The 15,614-nt window shown below is 62.3% G+C and carries 17 protein-coding genes; 8 read left to right on the forward strand and 9 right to left on the reverse strand.

Annotated elements, in window-relative coordinates:
* Positions 1-22: 22 nt before the first annotated feature.
* Together Q1A34_RS08645 and regB are read right to left on the reverse strand one after the other, a co-directional pair.
* On the reverse strand, positions 23-1,579 hold the full coding sequence (locus Q1A34_RS08645; RefSeq protein ID WP_300033070.1) for a PAS-domain containing protein: 1,557 nt from the start codon (positions 1,577-1,579) through the stop codon (positions 23-25).
* A 103-nt stretch (positions 1,580-1,682) separates the two neighbouring features.
* Positions 1,683-3,071 (reverse strand): sensor histidine kinase RegB, encoded by a 1,389-nt coding sequence (regB, locus tag Q1A34_RS08650; RefSeq protein ID WP_300033072.1) that lies wholly within the window; start codon positions 3,069-3,071, stop codon positions 1,683-1,685.
* Positions 3,072-3,163: 92 nt separating this feature from the next.
* On the opposite strand from regB, the gene Q1A34_RS08655 reads away from it, so the two are divergent.
* Positions 3,164-3,787, forward strand: a complete 624-nt coding sequence (locus Q1A34_RS08655) for an SCO family protein (protein WP_300033073.1) — start codon at positions 3,164-3,166, stop codon at positions 3,785-3,787.
* Between the two features lie 92 nt (positions 3,788-3,879).
* Positions 3,880-4,434, forward strand: a complete 555-nt coding sequence (locus Q1A34_RS08660; RefSeq protein ID WP_300033074.1) for an ActR/PrrA/RegA family redox response regulator transcription factor — start codon at positions 3,880-3,882, stop codon at positions 4,432-4,434.
* A gap of 239 nt (positions 4,435-4,673) precedes the next feature.
* On the opposite strand, the gene Q1A34_RS08665 is transcribed toward Q1A34_RS08660, so the two are convergent.
* On the reverse strand, positions 4,674-5,159 hold the full coding sequence (locus Q1A34_RS08665) for a GNAT family N-acetyltransferase (RefSeq protein WP_300033076.1): 486 nt from the start codon (positions 5,157-5,159) through the stop codon (positions 4,674-4,676).
* Entirely contained in the window at positions 5,156-5,752 is a 597-nt protein-coding gene (locus Q1A34_RS08670; RefSeq protein WP_300033078.1) for an HD family hydrolase, read from the reverse strand. The genes Q1A34_RS08665 and Q1A34_RS08670 overlap by 4 nt, the downstream gene beginning before the upstream one ends.
* A gap of 171 nt (positions 5,753-5,923) precedes the next feature.
* Between Q1A34_RS08670 and ahcY the strand changes: the two genes are divergently transcribed.
* From ahcY to Q1A34_RS08685, 3 genes are all read left to right on the forward strand, one after another.
* Complete coding sequence (ahcY, locus tag Q1A34_RS08675; protein WP_300033080.1) at positions 5,924-7,312, forward strand: adenosylhomocysteinase; 1,389 nt, start codon at positions 5,924-5,926, stop codon at positions 7,310-7,312.
* Between the two features lies 1 nt (position 7,313).
* Positions 7,314-7,760: a hypothetical protein gene (locus Q1A34_RS08680; protein ID WP_300033082.1), complete on the forward strand. Its 447-nt coding sequence runs from the start codon at positions 7,314-7,316 to the stop codon at positions 7,758-7,760.
* A gap of 192 nt (positions 7,761-7,952) precedes the next feature.
* Entirely contained in the window at positions 7,953-8,294 is a 342-nt protein-coding gene (locus Q1A34_RS08685; RefSeq protein ID WP_300033084.1) for a DUF2853 family protein, read from the forward strand.
* A 219-nt stretch (positions 8,295-8,513) separates the two neighbouring features.
* On the opposite strand, the gene Q1A34_RS08690 is transcribed toward Q1A34_RS08685, so the two are convergent.
* Genes Q1A34_RS08690 through tsaD form a run of 5 tightly spaced genes read right to left on the reverse strand, consistent with a single transcriptional unit; the run spans position 8,514 to position 11,737 of the window.
* Positions 8,514-8,909, reverse strand: a complete 396-nt coding sequence (locus tag Q1A34_RS08690) for a DUF1761 domain-containing protein (protein WP_300033086.1) — start codon at positions 8,907-8,909, stop codon at positions 8,514-8,516.
* A 57-nt stretch (positions 8,910-8,966) separates the two neighbouring features.
* Positions 8,967-9,386: an EVE domain-containing protein gene (locus Q1A34_RS08695; protein WP_300033088.1), complete on the reverse strand. Its 420-nt coding sequence runs from the start codon at positions 9,384-9,386 to the stop codon at positions 8,967-8,969.
* Positions 9,386-9,658: a YciI family protein gene (locus tag Q1A34_RS08700; RefSeq protein ID WP_300033089.1), complete on the reverse strand. Its 273-nt coding sequence runs from the start codon at positions 9,656-9,658 to the stop codon at positions 9,386-9,388. The genes Q1A34_RS08695 and Q1A34_RS08700 overlap by 1 nt, the downstream gene beginning before the upstream one ends.
* Before the next feature lie 4 nt (positions 9,659-9,662).
* A complete protein-coding gene (locus Q1A34_RS08705) occupies positions 9,663-10,625 on the reverse strand; it encodes an NAD(P)H-dependent glycerol-3-phosphate dehydrogenase (RefSeq protein WP_300033091.1) in 963 nt (320 codons plus the stop codon).
* Positions 10,622-11,737, reverse strand: a complete 1,116-nt coding sequence (gene tsaD, locus Q1A34_RS08710; RefSeq protein ID WP_300033093.1) for a tRNA (adenosine(37)-N6)-threonylcarbamoyltransferase complex transferase subunit TsaD — start codon at positions 11,735-11,737, stop codon at positions 10,622-10,624. Before tsaD ends, Q1A34_RS08705 begins: the two co-directional genes overlap by 4 nt.
* Positions 11,738-11,791: 54 nt before the next feature.
* Between tsaD and Q1A34_RS08715 the strand changes: the two genes are divergently transcribed.
* The 3 genes from Q1A34_RS08715 (at position 11,792) to Q1A34_RS08725 (ending at position 15,558) form a co-directional block, all read left to right on the forward strand.
* Positions 11,792-12,502, forward strand: coding sequence for a uroporphyrinogen-III synthase (locus tag Q1A34_RS08715; protein ID WP_300033095.1), 711 nt, complete (start codon positions 11,792-11,794; stop codon positions 12,500-12,502).
* Between the two features lie 63 nt (positions 12,503-12,565).
* On the forward strand, positions 12,566-14,032 hold the full coding sequence (locus Q1A34_RS08720) for a COG4223 family protein (protein WP_300033097.1): 1,467 nt from the start codon (positions 12,566-12,568) through the stop codon (positions 14,030-14,032).
* A gap of 11 nt (positions 14,033-14,043) precedes the next feature.
* A complete protein-coding gene (locus Q1A34_RS08725) occupies positions 14,044-15,558 on the forward strand; it encodes a heme biosynthesis HemY N-terminal domain-containing protein (protein ID WP_300033098.1) in 1,515 nt (504 codons plus the stop codon).
* Positions 15,559-15,614: the final 56 nt, after the last annotated feature.

Genomic DNA, 15,614 nt, shown 5'->3' on the forward strand with positions numbered 1-15,614 from the left:
CACCGGCGCGGGCTGCAAGTGGTTAAGGGTCGGGCGTGGAGAAATTTTCCGTCTTGGCGGGCAACCGGCGGCGGGGCGCTTTTTTCTCTGCGGCGATGAAACGGATCACCGTTGCACCCGACGCGATACGCGAAACGGTGCAGGTGAGCCTGTCGCCCGAGGTCAGCGTGACGGGCATCTCCCAGGATTCGCGGTCTCCGAATTCCAGGACAAAGTCGGTCAGCGCCGCCCAGCGCGCACCGCTTTCAGTGAGTGTTTTCCACTCGCGGACAGAATCGGCGATGGTCACATCCGCAAATGAGCTGTCGGGATCAAGACCCCAGAGCGTACGATATGCGACATTGCAGAACGTCAGAACCCCGGTGGAAGAGAACACAACCAGCGCTTCCTCAAAGGTGTCCATAAGGGACTGGCCCAGTTCCAGCTCGGCACGAAAGTTCCGCGTCAGGGACACTTCGGCGCTGATATCCTCGATCAGAAAGGCAATGGCACCGTCCGGATGGGGACGCCCGCGCACGCGGTAGGTCTGCCCGGTCTCCAGCGTCCAGGTTTCCTGGTAACGCCCGTCCGTGGCAGCGGCGATCACCTCGGCAATCTGCTGACGCCAGGTGCCATAGTCCTTGGGTTCCGGCATGCGGCGGTTTTCGCGCATCCGGTCGAAGAATGATAACAGTGTCGGGCGACCGCTGAGAAAATCGGCAGGCAAGCCGGTCAGGTCAATGAGCGCGGGGTTGAAAAGGGCCAGCTGCCCGTTCCGGTCAAATATCGCCAGCCCGATGGAAAGCTGTGCGAAGGTTTTCGCCAGGGTCTGTACAAAATTGCGCTGGGCCGCCTCGGAGCGGACGACAGCGTTGATGTTTACGGCATGATAAATGCTGGTGTCGCCCACCCGGGCGGTGCTGACGTCATACCAGTCCGGCGTGCCGTTTTGGGAGGATTTCGTGGAGACCCGTTGCGGGTTTCCCGTGGCACCCACGGCGCTGACCTCGAACACCGGCTGATCCTCGCGCGGTTTTTCGTTGTGCAGGCGCGAATACAGCCGTTCATAGGCTGCGTTGTACCACGTCACGCGCCCTTCGTGGTTTATCTGCCAGATTGCGTGGGGGGTCGTGTCACTGGCGCGGCGCAGGTTTTCCAGCTCCTGGCTGAGCGCGCGCAGCTGCTGCGACTGAATGGCGGCAGGCATTCCGTTTTCGATCATCTGAACCTGGGTAAAGCGCCCCTTGCGCGATACACAGAGCGTTGCCTTGTCCTCCGGGTTGCGGGCCTGGACGGTCAGGTTTGCGCTGTTGGAATCGTCCGGGTTCAGCGGCAGATCGGGAAAGCGTCCGGCCATACGCGCACGCCAGGCGCTCCAGTCATCCTCTCCCGGGACGGGATGATAGACCTGCAATGCGGCATCTGACGCGTGGTGCAGGCGGTCGCCGTCAAACAGAAATGACACGCCCTCAGACAGCTTTTGCGTCATGTTCCGGCGTTTCATCAGGGTTTGAGCGCGCGGAGAAATAACCCAGGCAAGCCCGGCCAGAGTGCTCACAATTGCGGCACTCGCGATCACCGCAATGTCCCAGACCGTCATGGTGTCCGAACCCTGTTGTTGCATCAGCGCCTGTTCACTTAACAACAACGTGGTTAACGACGTGTTAACACAGCCTGCGCAGAGTCTTAACGCCGGGGCTCTTTCAGACCGAAATCCGGGTGTTCAGACCGGTCGGCACCGGGGTGTCGCCCGTGCGCGCGTCGATCAGTTTCCGGCGCCATGACACCTCGACCACAGCACCGATACTGTCGGCGGTCCGGGCCGCACTGGAGGACGGGTCGCGCCCGTTGGCAAAGCTCAGTTCCGCACCGGACCGCTCCAGCAGCGTTTTGGCGATAAAAAGACCCAGCCCCATGCCTTCGTATTCCGGCCGTACTTTGCGGTCAGATCCTGTCCGCCGCTGCCGCATATACGGATCCCCGATACGCCCGATCAGCTGGGCAGGGAACCCGGGGCCATTGTCGATGATGCGCAGGGCAATCAGATCATCGGTCCAGCGCGCTTCGATCCAGACCTCGGAATGTGCAAAATCCACAGCATTCTGAATGAGGTTCCGCACACCGTGGATAATCTCGGGCTTGCGCAGAATGGAGGGCTGTTCCGTGGCGACGCCGGCCACCTCAAAATGAACCCGTTTGCCGCGATCCGCGTGCGGTTCTGCGGCTTCTTCGAGTACCGCCATCAGTGGTGCCTGGCGCAGATGCAGATCGTCTTTGCCTGCACGGCCCATATCCCGCAGGATATCGCGGCAGCGGTCCGCCTGTTCGCGGATCAGGGCTGCGTCTTCCTGCAGGTCCGGCCTGTCGGACAGCTCATCGCGCAGCTCTCCGCTGGCCAGTTTGATTGTTGCCAGTGGCGTGCCCAGCTCATGCGCTGCTGCCGCGACCACGCCGCCAAGGTCCGTCAGTTTCTGCTCGCGCGACAGGGCCATCTGCGTCGCAGAAAGAGCATCGGACATCGAATGAATTTCCGAGGTGACCCGCATGGAATAGGCACTGATAAAGACAATGGCGATGATCAGCGCCGTCCAGTTGCCAAAGACAAAAACGTCTGGAATCTCAAGGATAAAGCCCTGGTGCGTGCGCAGCGGAAAGTGAAAGACAGAGAGCAGCGACACCGCAAAAATGGCCGTCGCCCCCAGCAGCACAGTCGACCGGAAACCAAGCACAGCCGCCGATACCGTCACCGGCCCCAGCACCAGCAGCGCAAAGGGGTTGTGCAGACCGCCCGTCAGAAACAGCAGGATGCTCAGCTGCAACAGATCAAAGAGCACCATTAGCATGTTCTCGGTTTCGGTCAGGCGCTTGTTTTCCGGAAAGACGAACATCGCGACCAGATTTGCGATCACCGAGGTGCCGATCACCATGTAGCACAGCCCCAGGTTCAGCTGCAGCCCATAGACATTCTGCGCCACGGTGATTGCGGTCAGCTGACCGGCAATGGCGAACCAGCGCAGCAGGATCATTGTGCGCAGTCTGATCCAGTTTGCGCGGAACTGACCGCTCAGAGGTCTGACGTCGGAAGCGGGCATCGAAATCACCTCTTCTTGAGTTGCACAAGTGTCGCAGGACGTTAGGACTGCACCCTGATAGGATCAACCCGTCAACCGTTTCGGAGAGTGTGATGAACCCGCGTCTGATTGCCCCGCTTGCTGTTCTTGGCATCGCCGTTTTCGCCGGTGTATTCTGGTTTGTATCACAGCCTGAACCGAACGGGGACCAGTTTGCGCAGTGCCGGGCCAGCCAGATTGCGGGTGGTGCGGGCTCGATCGGCGGACCGTTTGAACTGGTGAATGCGGCGGGCGAGACGGTGACCGACAAGGACGTGATTACCGAACCTTCGATCATCTATTTCGGCTATACCTTCTGCCCGGATGTCTGCCCGCTGGACACTGCGCGCAATGCCGAAGCCGTCGATGTTCTGGCCGGACGCGGGATCAGCACGACGCCTGTTTTTATCACCGTGGACCCCGCCCGGGATACGCCGGAGGTGGTGGGCGATTTTGCCTTTAACCTGCATGAACGCATGATCGGTCTGACCGGCTCGGAGGCGCAGATCAAAGCCGCCAGCGAAGCCTACAGAACCTATTACAAAGCCCACGACAGCGGCGATGAATACTATCTGGTGGACCATTCGACCTTCAGCTATCTGGTCCTGCCCGAGCAGGGTTTTGTGGAGTTTTTCCGCCGTGAAACAACGCCGGAGCAGATGGCAGATACCGTTGCCTGCTTTGTCGAAAACGCCTGATTTTTTTGCATAATTGCGCAGTGGCATTTGACCTGAGGTGCGGAGCGCTTCATATAATTGCGCAATAATAAAAATCAGGGAGCGCGCCGCATATGCCAGACATGATTGATCTTGAACCCGGGGCGGACCGCAGCATTCTGCTGCTGGATGATGACGAGCCCTTTCTGCGTCGTCTTGCCAAGGCCATGGAAAAGCGTGGCTTTGAGGTCGAGACGGCGGGCTCTGTTGCGGCGGGACGTGCCATTGCGACAGCCCGGCCCCCGGCTTTTGCCGTGGTTGATCTGCGGCTGGAAGATGGCAACGGGCTCGACGTGGTCGAGGTGCTGCAGGACAAACGCCCCGATGCCCGCGTGGTCGTTCTGACCGGGTATGGCGCCATTGCGACGGCCGTCGCGGCGGTCAAGATCGGTGCGGTGGATTACCTGTCGAAACCGGCGGATGCAGCGGACATTGTCAATGCCCTGCTGGCGCGGGGCGACGACCTGCCCCCACCCCCGGAAAACCCGATGAGTGCGGACCGTGTGCGGTGGGAACATATCCAGCGCGTGTTCGAACTGTGCGACCGGAATGTGAGCGAAACGGCGCGTCGTCTGAACATGCACAGACGCACCCTGCAGCGCATTCTGGCCAAACGTTCGCCGCGCTGATTTCCGGCGTCCGTGCGGCATCGGTATCACGTCGGTAAAACGTCGGTGCGCGGCGGACGGTGGGACCACGCCGCGTTAATACAAGTTAAAGCCCCCGGCCTTTGACCTGAAATACACCGCGCAGATCAAAACACCCGCGCAACAGGCACTGTTGCGCCGCGCCGGTCCGCCCCCACGGAGGCGGCGCATTTGCAGAACGGTTGGATGTCTCAGGTTAAAGGCCGGGGGCTTTAATCGTCTCAGACGTCGTAGCGTTTGCTGATCTTGTCCACCACCTGGCCGCTGTCCAGCCGAACGTCCGCGTCAAAGGCCCAGTCGCGGAAACCGCGGCTCTGGTAATAGGTCAGCCCGCCGGTGTTATCGGCGCGGATGGTGGCATTGATCCAGACATAACCCAGCCGCTTTGCCGCCGCTGCCGTCGCGGTAAAAAGCGCCGAGCCGATGCCCAGACCGGTGCGCCCGACCTGCACAAAGGTGGCGATATCCACCGCCTCGGGTGGGAGCTGGTCGTGCGGGGCGATCCACTGGAAGCCCACAACCTCTTCGTGCGCGTCCAGCGCCACATGCCAGGCCGAGCGGTCGGCCTCTGACGCCATCCATTCGGCGATATCCGCGCCGGTGACGGGCCGGGTCAGCGCCGTTGTACCGCCCTTTTCGATGATGGCGTTCAGCAGACGCGCCATAGACCCGGTATCCAGCGCCATCGCCGGGCGAACGTTGATCATCCCATCTCCTCCAGCAATTCGGCGTGACGGGCGGTGAACGCCTGGCGGGTTTCCACCGGCGGGCGCAGCACAATGGACAGACCCTGCATCAGGGCCGGGTCGGGCTTGCCAAAGAACTTTGAGGCTTCGGTCTCGGAGAAACCGGCGATCTGTACGGCCTCCATCCAGGCGCTGATCTTGTCGGCCTTTTTAATCTGCTTTTTCACGGCGACCGGCAGGCTGGCAGGCAGGCCAAAACGCAGATGCACCGCCGCCATCAGCCGGTCATCCAGCGCGCCATACCCCGGGCCGACCGCCGCCTTGACCGGAGAGATCATGTCGCCGATCACATATTCGGGCGCGTCATGCAGCAGGGCGGCCAGCCGCCATTTTGCCGGTGCTCTGGGCGCGATCCGGTTGAAAATCGTCTCTGTCAAAAGGGAATGCTCGGCGACGGAATAGGCATAATCCCCCACCGTCTGCCCGTTCCAGCGGGCAACAAAGGCCAGCCCGTGGGCGATATCCTCGATCTCGATGTCCACCGGCGTCGGGTCCAGCAGGTCAAGCCTGCGGCCCGATAACATCCGCTGCCACGCTCTGGGTTTTGCTGCCATACCTCGTCCCCTTCCCTCCTGCCCGGTGTAGCGGCGGCTTGTCCGGGATTCAAACAGTCCGGCCTGGCCCGCGTTCAGGATTCGTTACCTGCGGTAGGTGGTGTCGCATTGTGTTGCCGTATCGGTGGTGTTATCTGCCCGCAAAACCCGTAGGAACAGGACCCTTTGAACATGGCCAATGACTATATTGTAAAAGACATCGCGCTGGCAGAATACGGCCGCAAGGAACTCGACATTGCCGAGACGGAAATGCCGGGCCTGATGGCGCTGCGCGAAGAATATGGTGAGAGCAAGCCGCTGAAGGGCGCGCGCATCGTTGGCTCGCTGCACATGACGATCCAGACCGCTGTTCTGATCGAGACACTGGTGGCGCTGGGCGCAGATGTGCGCTGGGCTTCGTGCAACATCTTCTCCACCCAGGACCATGCTGCGGCGGCGATTGCGGCAGGTGGTACGCCGGTCTTTGCGATCAAGGGTCAGAGCCTGGAAGAGCACTGGGACTATCTGGACAAGTCGTTCCTGTTTGAGGAAGGCCCGAACCTGATCCTGGACGACGGTGGTGACGCGACGCTGTATATCCTGCTGGGCGCGCGCGCTGAGGCTGGCGAAGAGATCATCCCCGTCCCTGGATCCGAGGAAGAAGTTGCGATCAAGGCGCAGATCAAAAAGCGTATGGAAGCAAGCCCCGGCTGGTTCACGAAAATGCGCGACCAGATCGTCGGTGTTTCCGAAGAGACAACAACCGGTGTGCACCGTCTGTATGAACTGGTGCGTGAAGGCCAGCTGCCCTTCCCCGCGATCAACGTGAATGATTCCGTGACCAAGTCGAAGTTCGACAACAAATACGGCTGCAAGGAATCGCTGGTCGACGGCATCCGCCGTGCAACAGACACCATGATGGCGGGCAAGGTTGCCGTTGTGATGGGCTACGGCGATGTGGGCAAAGGCTCGGCGGCCTCTCTGCGCGGTGCCGGTGCCCGCGTGAAGGTCACCGAAGTGGATCCGATCTGTGCGCTGCAGGCCGCGATGGACGGCTTTGAGGTTGTGCTGCTGGAAGATGTCGTCGGGTCGGCGGATATCTTTATCACCACCACGGGCAACAAGGACGTGATCCGCATCGAGCACATGCGCGAGATGAAGGACATGGCGATTGTCGGCAACATCGGCCACTTTGACAATGAAATCCAGGTTGCCGCGCTGAAGAACCACAAGTGGACCAGCATCAAGGAACAGGTGGACATGATCGAGATGCCGAATGGCAACCGTCTGATCCTGCTGTCCGAGGGCCGTCTGCTGAACCTCGGCAATGCCACCGGCCACCCGTCGTTTGTGATGTCCGCCTCTTTCACCAACCAGGTTCTGGCGCAGATCGAGCTGTGGACCAAAGGCGATGAGTACAAAAACGACGTCTACATCCTGCCCAAGCATCTGGATGAAAAGGTCGCGCGCCTGCATCTGGACCGGATCGGTGTGAAGCTGACCCAGCTGGACAAGGACCAGGCGGCTTATATCGGTGTGAAGCCCGAAGGCCCGTTCAAGCCGGAACACTACCGGTACTGATATGCAGGACGCGCGCGTGGAACGCTCGGCGGAAAACGATGCGATCTACCGCTATATCCGCAGCGAGATCCAGTTTGAGCTGTCGCTGATCAACGCGCGCGTCAACTGGCTGGTCACCAGCCAGGCCTTTCTTTTTGTACCGCTGACGCTGGGGGCCCGGCAGGGCGGCATTGGCGCGTCGGTCTATTACCCTGTCATTCCGGTTCTGGGCGTCGTGATCTGCGCGCTTGTGCTGATCTCTGTTCTGGCGGCCGTCTGGCGCAGCCGCCAGTGGCGGGCCAAGGCGGAACAGGGCGCCTATGCCGGTGACCAGAACCCGCAGGCATTTGATATCATACTGCCCCACAGCCCGATGATTCCGCGGATGGGCCTTGTCGGCGGGCTTGGTGTGCCGCTGGCGCTGGTCGGCGTTTGGCTGTGGCTGCTGGTGGCCCCGCCCGGCACCTGACGGCACCGCATTTCCCGGCGCAGACCGGTCCCCTGTTCCGAGTGATTTGCGACGCGGCAGAAGAATGTTACCGGCGGTTCCCCGCACAGGGGAATTTCTTTCTGAAAAACACCCTTTTGTGAAAGAAGATATATCATTAGTCTCATCCGGGATCGCGGGGAGCGGTCTGAAATTTAAGGTGGGAGACCTATTATGGGTAAACGGGACGATTTGATTGCGCAGTATGCGGATGACCTGAAAAACAAATGCGGCATGTCGCCGGACATGGATCTGCTGACAAAAGTGACCATTGGCTGCGGCCCGGCGATCTATGACGCCGACGCCTCCACGGTTGCGGGCAGCCAGGCATCAGAGCTGGAAACAGTGAAAAACAATTTCCTGATGAAGAAGCTTGGCCTCGCGGATGGTCCGGAGCTGATGGAAGCGATCAACAAGGTGATCGAGACCTACGGCAAATCCGAGCGCAACAAATACCGTGCGGTTGTCTATTACATGCTGACCAAACACTTCGGCAAAGAGTCCGTTTACAGCTGATATCAGTGGACTTTTCTGATTGGAACGCCCCGCTCTGAGTGGGGCGTTTTCCATTTGAGTTGTATTTAATCTATTGATTGCTTGGGTTTTTCGCGCACTGCGGGTATGTATGAGGCATCCGGCCAGTATGGCCAGGACCAGTTTCAGAGACACGCGTGGGTATGGGAGCGCGATGGGGTGAAAAGGGGTTCTGGCGGTGTGCCGGAACCCTTTTTCCAGTTACAGCAGCATCAGTACCAGCCCGATCACGGCACAGCCGAAGGTGGCATAGCCCCCGTCGATCAGGATCAGTGATTTTGGCCGCGCGCCAAAGCTGTAAAAGGTCGCGATCCAGGGGCTGACCAGAAAGAGCCCGATGCCCAGCCCGGAAATCAGCCCCTTGCCTGCAGTGTCGATCCCGCTCAACTGGAACACATGCCGCATCATTCCGGCCACAAGAATGGCGCCCAGCAGGCTCGTGACATAGGGTACAGGGTCCGACCGGTTGGCCGGCACACCGTTTTCATCCAGCGGCACACCCGAGGCCGCCATCCATTTATCGGCCAGCACCGTGTACCAGACCGCGCCAAAGGCAAAACCGGCGATCCCTGCCGCCAGGACGCTCAAAAATCCCATAATCCCGCTCCCTGCAGTTTTTGATGCCTGCATGGTGCCCGGAAAACCGGGCCCGGCCTAGTCTGAAATTCCGGCCAGCTTGCAGACCACGTCCCATTCGGCGGCGGTGACAGGCTGGACCGACAGGCGCGAATTGCGCACCAGGATCATGTCAGCAAGCGCTGGCTCTTCTTTGATCCGGTCGAGGGTGACGGGCGTTTTCACCGGCCTGATCGCTTTGATGTCCACACATTCCCAGCGGTCATCGTCGGTGGTGCTGTCGGGGTGCGCCTCTGCGATGACCTCGACAATGCCGACCACGGATTTTTCCTTTTGCGAGTGGTAGAAGAAGCCCAGATCGCCCTTTTTCATCTCGCGCATGAAATTGCGTGCCTGATAGTTGCGCACGCCGTCCCATTCCTCTCCGGCGTCCCCTTTGGCGACCTGGTCGTCCCAGCTCCAGGTGGAAGGTTCGGATTTAAACAGCCAGTACGCCATCAGCCGATCACCCGGTTCCAGGGGATCAGCTCGACCTTTTCAAAAAGCCCGGCCCTGGCATAGGGATCATTCGCCGCCCAGGCCTCGGCCTCGGCCATATCGGCCACATCGAGCACAATGAGCGAGCCGCACATCTGCCCGGCACCGTCCAGCAGCGGCCCGGCCTGTTGCACGGCGGGTCCGGATTTGAGGTATTCGACGTGCAGGGGCCGGTTTTCCTGGCGCAGGCTCAGCGCGCCGGGTTTGTCACGGGCAATCAGGGCGATCAGCATCTCATTATTCCTCTTTCAGGGTGCGCGACAGCAGGCGCGACATCGCCTCTGCCACATCAAGACGGTTTTCCACAAGACCGGCTACCGCGGATGTGATCGGCAGGTCGAGGTCATTTTCCTGTGCAACACTGTGCATGGCAAGGGCGGTTGCTGCCCCCTCGACGGTCGTGTTCTGGTCAAAGGACCGGCTTGCACCGATTGCCAGGCCATAGCGATAATTCCGCGACTGTTCCGAGGTGCAGGTGAGCACCAGATCGCCAAAGCCCGACAGGCCCGACAGGGTGGCCGGATCGGCACCGCGCCGCTCAGCAAGGCGCGCCATTTCGGCATTGCCGCGGGTCATCAGTGCTGCACGTGCGCTTTCGCCCAGGCCCGCGCCCATGGCCGCACCGCAGGCAATGGCCACCACGTTTTTCAGCGCACCGCCCAGTGCCGCCCCCGTCATGTCGGTGCTGCGGTAAAGGCGCAGGGTCGCGCCAGAGAGCAGCGCCTGAAGGCGGGAGGCCTGGCCCGGGTCGGCGCAGGCCAGCGTCATGGCTGTGGGCAGCCCGGCGGCGATGTCCCGGGCAAAGCCGGGGCCGGTGAGAATGGCCGGTGTTGCATGGGGCAGGGTCTGGTCGATGATTTCATGCGGGGCTGCACCGCTGCGCAGCTCCATCCCTTTACAGCAGGCGACCAGGGTCTGTGTGCTCAGAGCGTCACCCGCGCCGGTCAGAAACCCGCGCAGCTGTTGCAGGGGCAGGGCGAGCAGGAGCGTGTCGGCCTGCGCGGTGCTGTGCAGATCGTCAGTGACGGTCAGAGTTTCCGGAAAAGCAAAATCGCCCAGCCTGCGGCGGTTGCAGCGCTCGGTCTGCATCTGCTGTGCGTGGCCGGCATCGCGGGCCCAGAGGGTGACAGGCATCTGACCGGCGAGCGAGAGCGCCAGAGCGGTGCCGAATGCGCCTGATCCCAGAACCGAAACACTCATGCCTTGGCGCCCTTTTTACCGCTGCCCAGCATTGCCGGGCTGCTTTGATCCAGCGGCCAGCGGGGCCGGGCAGAGAGGGTCATATCCGCAGGCGGGGCCAGCGCCATCTGCTCCAGAGCGGCATAGCCGATCATTGCGGCATTGTCCGTACAGAGCGCCAGCGGCGGCGCGGTAAAGGCGGCATCGCTTTCTGCTGCTACAGTCTCTAATGCGCGGCGCAGAGACTGATTTGCGGCAACGCCCCCTGCCACACAGAGCGTCAGAGGTGCCTCGGTCTGCGCGCGGCACAGCGCCAGCGCGCGGCGGGTTTTTTCGGCCAGTACATCAGAGACTGCGGCCTGAAACCCGGCACAGAGATCGGCCACATCCTGCCGGGTCAGCCCGCCTTTTTCAGCGGCCACCGCATCGCGGGTGCGCAGCACCGCCGTCTTGAGCCCGGAGAAAGAGAGATCACAGCCGGGACGATCGAGCAGAGGCCGGGGCAGGGAGAAACGCGCGGGATCGCCCGCCCTGGCCTGGTCCTCCACCGATGGCCCGCCGGGCTGGGGCAGGCCAAGCAGCCGCGCGACTTTGTCAAAGGCCTCGCCCGGGGCGTCGTCGATGGTGCCGCCCAGACGCTGAAACCCGTCCGGCCCGGTCACCAGCAGAAACTGGCAGTGCCCGCCGGAGACGAGCAGCATCAGATAGGGATAGGGCACCGCATCGGTCAGCCGGGGGGTCAGCGCGTGCCCGGCCAGGTGGTTGACCCCGTAAAGCGGTTTGCCCGTGGCCATCGCCAGCCCCTTGGCGCACATCACACCAGAGACCACGCCGCCGATCAGCCCGGGGCCTGCGGTGACGGCAAAGGCGTCGATGTCACGGATGGTGAGGCCCGCCGCACTCAGGGCCTCTTCGGCACAGATGTCCAGCGCCTCGGCGTGGGCGCGGGCGGCAATCTCGGGCACCACACCTCCAAAGGCCGCGTGCAGCCCGGTCTGCGAGCGCACAACCGAGGACAGAATACGGGTCTGCCCCGTGTCATCCCGGCGCAGGATGGCGGCGGCTGTATCATCACAGCTGCTCTCTATGGCGAGGAGGGTGCAGGGGGTGGTCACATCGCGTTCCCGTTGCATGATCAATGGGCCGCAGGTAACACCGGCGGCAGGGTTAAACAATGGCGGGGGGCCATGGTGAACGCGCGGGTGCCGATGATTCTGACCAGGCCGGAGGGGGCTGCAGAGGCGTTTGTCAAAATACTGCCAGAAGAGCTGCGCGCCCGGCTGGAGATCATCCACAGCCCGCTGCTGGGGATCGTGCCCGTACCATTCAGTGAAGGCAGCGACCCGGCGGATGCGGCTGTTTTCACCTCCGCCAACGGGGTGCGCCACGGGCCGCCGCCTGCAGGGCGCCGGGCCTGGTGTGTGGGTGATGCGACAACGGCGCAGGCGCGTGCAGCGGGCTGGGACGCGGTCGGGGCCGGTGCCGATTCCCGTGCGCTGGTCGCGAGACTGACGCGGGGGGCCCCGGCGGGACGAATCGTGCATTTCAGCGGTGTGCACACCCGGGGCGATGTGGCGGAAAAGCTGGCTGCCGCCGGTCTGAACATCCGCCGCGTTGCCGTCTATGATCAGCCGCTCTTGCCGCTGAGCGCGCCTGCGCAGGCCGCGCTGGGCCGGGGTGGTCCGGTGATCGTGCCGCTTTTTTCACCCCGGACGGCTGCGCATTTTGCAGCTGAATGTGCGGCACCCCGGGCTGTCCGGGCGGTGTTTCTGAGCGCCGCCGTGGCGCGCGCCACTGGACAAGCCCCTTTTGCGCAACAGTTAATATCGGCGTGGCCGGATGCGCAGTCTGTGATCGCCTGTATAGAAAACCTGGTGTCGGACGCCCGTCCGGGTTGAGGGTAAACAGGCGGCGGAGTATGCTTTCCGGGTGCTGCCTGCGGGCGGAGAATCGATTCAGGGGTGGATAGTTTGGCCAAATCACGCAAATCGGACGACAAGACCGAAGACAAAGACCTGCGTGCCGGAACCGGGACAGAAGAGGTTACCGAGCCAAAGGAAGACAGCACAGGCGACGCGCCGGAAGCGGAGAAAACCGCCGAAACCGCGCACGCCGCTGAAGAGAGCGCCGGCACAGAGGCGGAGACCGCCCCGGACGATGCCCCAGAGCCACTGGACGCAAAAGAGGCGGATACATCTGACACGGATGATCAGGCAAAGGAGGCGCAGGCGGACGCTGACACGCGACCTGATGCTGTGCAGCCGGAGGAGGAGATCCTGGACGGTGAGATCCTCGAGGCCGGGGACACCACAGATGATGTGACCGATGCGGAGGCAGCAGCGGCCGCCGAAGCGGAGGACGCCCGGGAAGAGACAGCCCCGGAACCGGAGCCAGAGCCCGAACCCCAGCAGACCCAGCCCGTGCCCGTCCGCCAGGAAGTGATTGAGCGCGGCAGCATGTGGCCTGCGGTTTTTGGCGGTGTGATCGCAGCGATGATCGGGTTTATTGCCGGACGCGGCGATCAGCTCGACGCCTGGCTGCCCGCGTCGATGCAGCGTGGTTCGGTGGATCTGACCGAGGTTGAAACGCAGATGGCGGGGCTGGAGGCAGCTGCCGGTGCGCAGGACGCCCGGCTGGCCGAGCTGGAAGCGCGCCCTGTGCCCGAACCACAAACACCGGTTGATCTGGATTCGGTGAACGAGGCGCTGGATGCCATCAACACCAGCATCGAGGGTATCACCGCGCGTATTGATGCGCTCGAAGCGCGCCCGGTCGCTGTGGATGCGCCGCAGCCTGATGTCGGATCGGAAGATATTGCCGCTCTGCAGTCTGTACTGGATGCGCAACAGGCGGCGCTGGAAGCACAGACGGCAGAGATTGCGGCCCTGAATGCCCGCGCGGATGATGCGGCCAATGCGGCGCGCAGTGAAGCACAGCGCATTCTGGCCCAGGCCGCGCTGACCCGCGTTGTGACGGCGGTAGACACCGGCGAGGCCTTTGCGCCGGAGCTGGACGCGCTGGAAGAAGTGGTGCCGGTCGAGGTGCCTGAGGCGCTGAAAACAGCCGCTGCCGAAGGGGTGCCGACAATGGCCGCCCTGCGCGAAAGCTTTCCTGATGCCGCACGCCGGGCCCTGTCTGCTGCGCGGTCGGAAGTGCCCGAGAGCGAGGTTGAGGGCATTGGCGGATTTCTGCGCCGTCAGCTGAGTGCCCGGTCCATCACACCGCGCGAGGGCAATGACCCGGATGCGGTTCTGTCCCGCGCAGAGGCGGCGGTACGTCAGGGCGACCTGAGCACGGCGCTGAGCGAAATGCAGGCCCTGCCTGAACCTGCGCGCGCCGCCATGCAGGACTGGCTGAGTGCCGCCGAAGCCCGCAGTGCTGCACGGGATGCGGCCAGTACGCTCTCTGACAGCCTGCAAAGTAACTGAGGAAGACGAATATGTTGTGGTCTCTGATTAAGATAATCCTGTTCGTCGCCGCGGTGGCTGCAATGGCGCTGGGCGCCGGGTATCTGCTGGAAAGCGAAGGTGGTGTTCAGATCACCGTGATGGGCAGCGAATATACATTCGGTCCGTTGCAGTCGGTGATTGCCGTGATCGCCCTGGTGGTTGCGGTCTGGATCCTGCTCAAACTGTTGTCGCTGCTGGTGGCGACCTGGCGGTTCCTGAACGGGGACGAGACCGCCCTGTCGCGGTATTTTGACCGCAACCGCGAGCGCAAAGGGTTTGACGCCCTGTCCGAAGGGTTGATGGCGCTGGCCAGCGGCGAGGGGCGCGTTGCGATGAGCAAAGCGGCCAAGGCCGACAAATACCTCAACAAACCAGAGCTGACCAATCTGCTGACCGCTCAGGCCGCCGAGATGGCGGGCGACCGTCGCAAAGCGGAGGAAACCTATAAAAAGCTGGTGGCCAACAGTGCCACACGTTTTGTCGGTGTGCGCGGGATCATGCGTCAGAAGCTGGAGGACGGGGATACGGATACCGCGCTGGCACTGGCGGAGAAGGCTTTTGCCATCAAGCCAAAGCATGAGGAAACACAGGACGTTCTGCTGCGGCTTCAGGCCCAGAAAGAAGACTGGGCCGGTGCGCGGCAGACCCTGAGTGCCAAGCTGAAACATGGCAGCCTGCCGCGCGACGTGCACCGCCGCCGCGATGCGGTCCTGGCCCTGTCCGAGGCCAAAACAATCCTGTCTGATGAAAGCTCGATTGAGGTGCAGGAAAAGGCCATCGAGGCCAGCAAGCTCTCGCCCGATCTGGTGCCCGCCGCCGCAATGGCCGCGCGCAGCTATATCGAACAGCAAAAGCCGAAACTGGCCATGCGTCTGCTGAAAAAAGCCTGGGCTGTCCAGCCGCACCCGGATCTGGCGGCCGCCTTTGCCGAAATTGAACCGGATGAAACCCCGGCGCAGCGGCTTAAGCGGTTTATGGCGCTCACGCGGACCGCGCCGGACAACCCGGAGACGAAAATGCTGCTGGCGGAGCTGCATATCGCCAATGAGGATTTCCCCGAGGCCCGGCGCGCGCTGGGTGATCTGGCGGAAAGCGATCCGACCGCGCGTTCTGTCACGCTGATGGCGGCGATTGAACGGGGCGAGGGCGCGGATGATGCGATTGTCCGTGGCTGGCTGGCCCGTGCGGTGACCGTGTCACGCGGCCCGCAGTGGATCTGTGACAACTGCCAGCATATCCATGCCGAATGGGGCCCGATCTGCGAGAATTGCGAGAGCTTTGACACGCTGGCCTGGAAACGTCCGCCGGATGCGGAAATGGCCATGCCGGGCGGTGTGCAGATGCTGCCGCTGATTGTTGGCGCACTGGCGGATGGCACAGCAGCCGGAACGGTGCCCGCAACCACGGTTGACGACGGGATCGAGGACGCGGAACTGGTACCTGACGCAGATGACGGCACAGGCGATACCGGTGAGGCCACCGGCAAAGAAGACGCCAAAGTCTGAAAAGCGACGCGCGGTCCTTGACCTTCCAGTGACTGGAACCCTTATGTAGAGGGTAA

Source organism: uncultured Roseobacter sp., assembly GCF_947491795.1.
Classification (GTDB): domain Bacteria; phylum Pseudomonadota; class Alphaproteobacteria; order Rhodobacterales; family Rhodobacteraceae; genus Roseobacter.

Bases quoted from the DNA above. Each gene is read 5' to 3' on its own strand.
- Q1A34_RS08645 (WP_300033070.1), bottom strand. From the start codon at position 1,579: ATGACGGTCTGGGACATTGCGGTGATCGCGAGTGCCGCAATTGTGAGC.
- regB (WP_300033072.1), bottom strand. From the start codon at position 3,071: ATGCCCGCTTCCGACGTCAGACCTCTGAGCGGTCAGTTCCGCGCAAAC.
- Q1A34_RS08655 (WP_300033073.1), top strand. From the start codon at position 3,164: ATGAACCCGCGTCTGATTGCCCCGCTTGCTGTTCTTGGCATCGCCGTT.
- Q1A34_RS08660 (WP_300033074.1), top strand. From the start codon at position 3,880: ATGCCAGACATGATTGATCTTGAACCCGGGGCGGACCGCAGCATTCTG.
- Q1A34_RS08665 (WP_300033076.1), bottom strand. From the start codon at position 5,159: ATGATCAACGTTCGCCCGGCGATGGCGCTGGATACCGGGTCTATGGCG.
- Q1A34_RS08670 (WP_300033078.1), bottom strand. From the start codon at position 5,752: ATGGCAGCAAAACCCAGAGCGTGGCAGCGGATGTTATCGGGCCGCAGG.
- ahcY (WP_300033080.1), top strand. From the start codon at position 5,924: ATGGCCAATGACTATATTGTAAAAGACATCGCGCTGGCAGAATACGGC.
- Q1A34_RS08680 (WP_300033082.1), top strand. From the start codon at position 7,314: ATGCAGGACGCGCGCGTGGAACGCTCGGCGGAAAACGATGCGATCTAC.
- Q1A34_RS08685 (WP_300033084.1), top strand. From the start codon at position 7,953: ATGGGTAAACGGGACGATTTGATTGCGCAGTATGCGGATGACCTGAAA.
- Q1A34_RS08690 (WP_300033086.1), bottom strand. From the start codon at position 8,909: ATGGGATTTTTGAGCGTCCTGGCGGCAGGGATCGCCGGTTTTGCCTTT.
- Q1A34_RS08695 (WP_300033088.1), bottom strand. From the start codon at position 9,386: ATGGCGTACTGGCTGTTTAAATCCGAACCTTCCACCTGGAGCTGGGAC.
- Q1A34_RS08700 (WP_300033089.1), bottom strand. From the start codon at position 9,658: ATGCTGATCGCCCTGATTGCCCGTGACAAACCCGGCGCGCTGAGCCTG.
- Q1A34_RS08705 (WP_300033091.1), bottom strand. From the start codon at position 10,625: ATGAGTGTTTCGGTTCTGGGATCAGGCGCATTCGGCACCGCTCTGGCG.
- tsaD (WP_300033093.1), bottom strand. From the start codon at position 11,737: ATGCAACGGGAACGCGATGTGACCACCCCCTGCACCCTCCTCGCCATA.
- Q1A34_RS08715 (WP_300033095.1), top strand. From the start codon at position 11,792: ATGGTGAACGCGCGGGTGCCGATGATTCTGACCAGGCCGGAGGGGGCT.
- Q1A34_RS08725 (WP_300033098.1), top strand. From the start codon at position 14,044: ATGTTGTGGTCTCTGATTAAGATAATCCTGTTCGTCGCCGCGGTGGCT.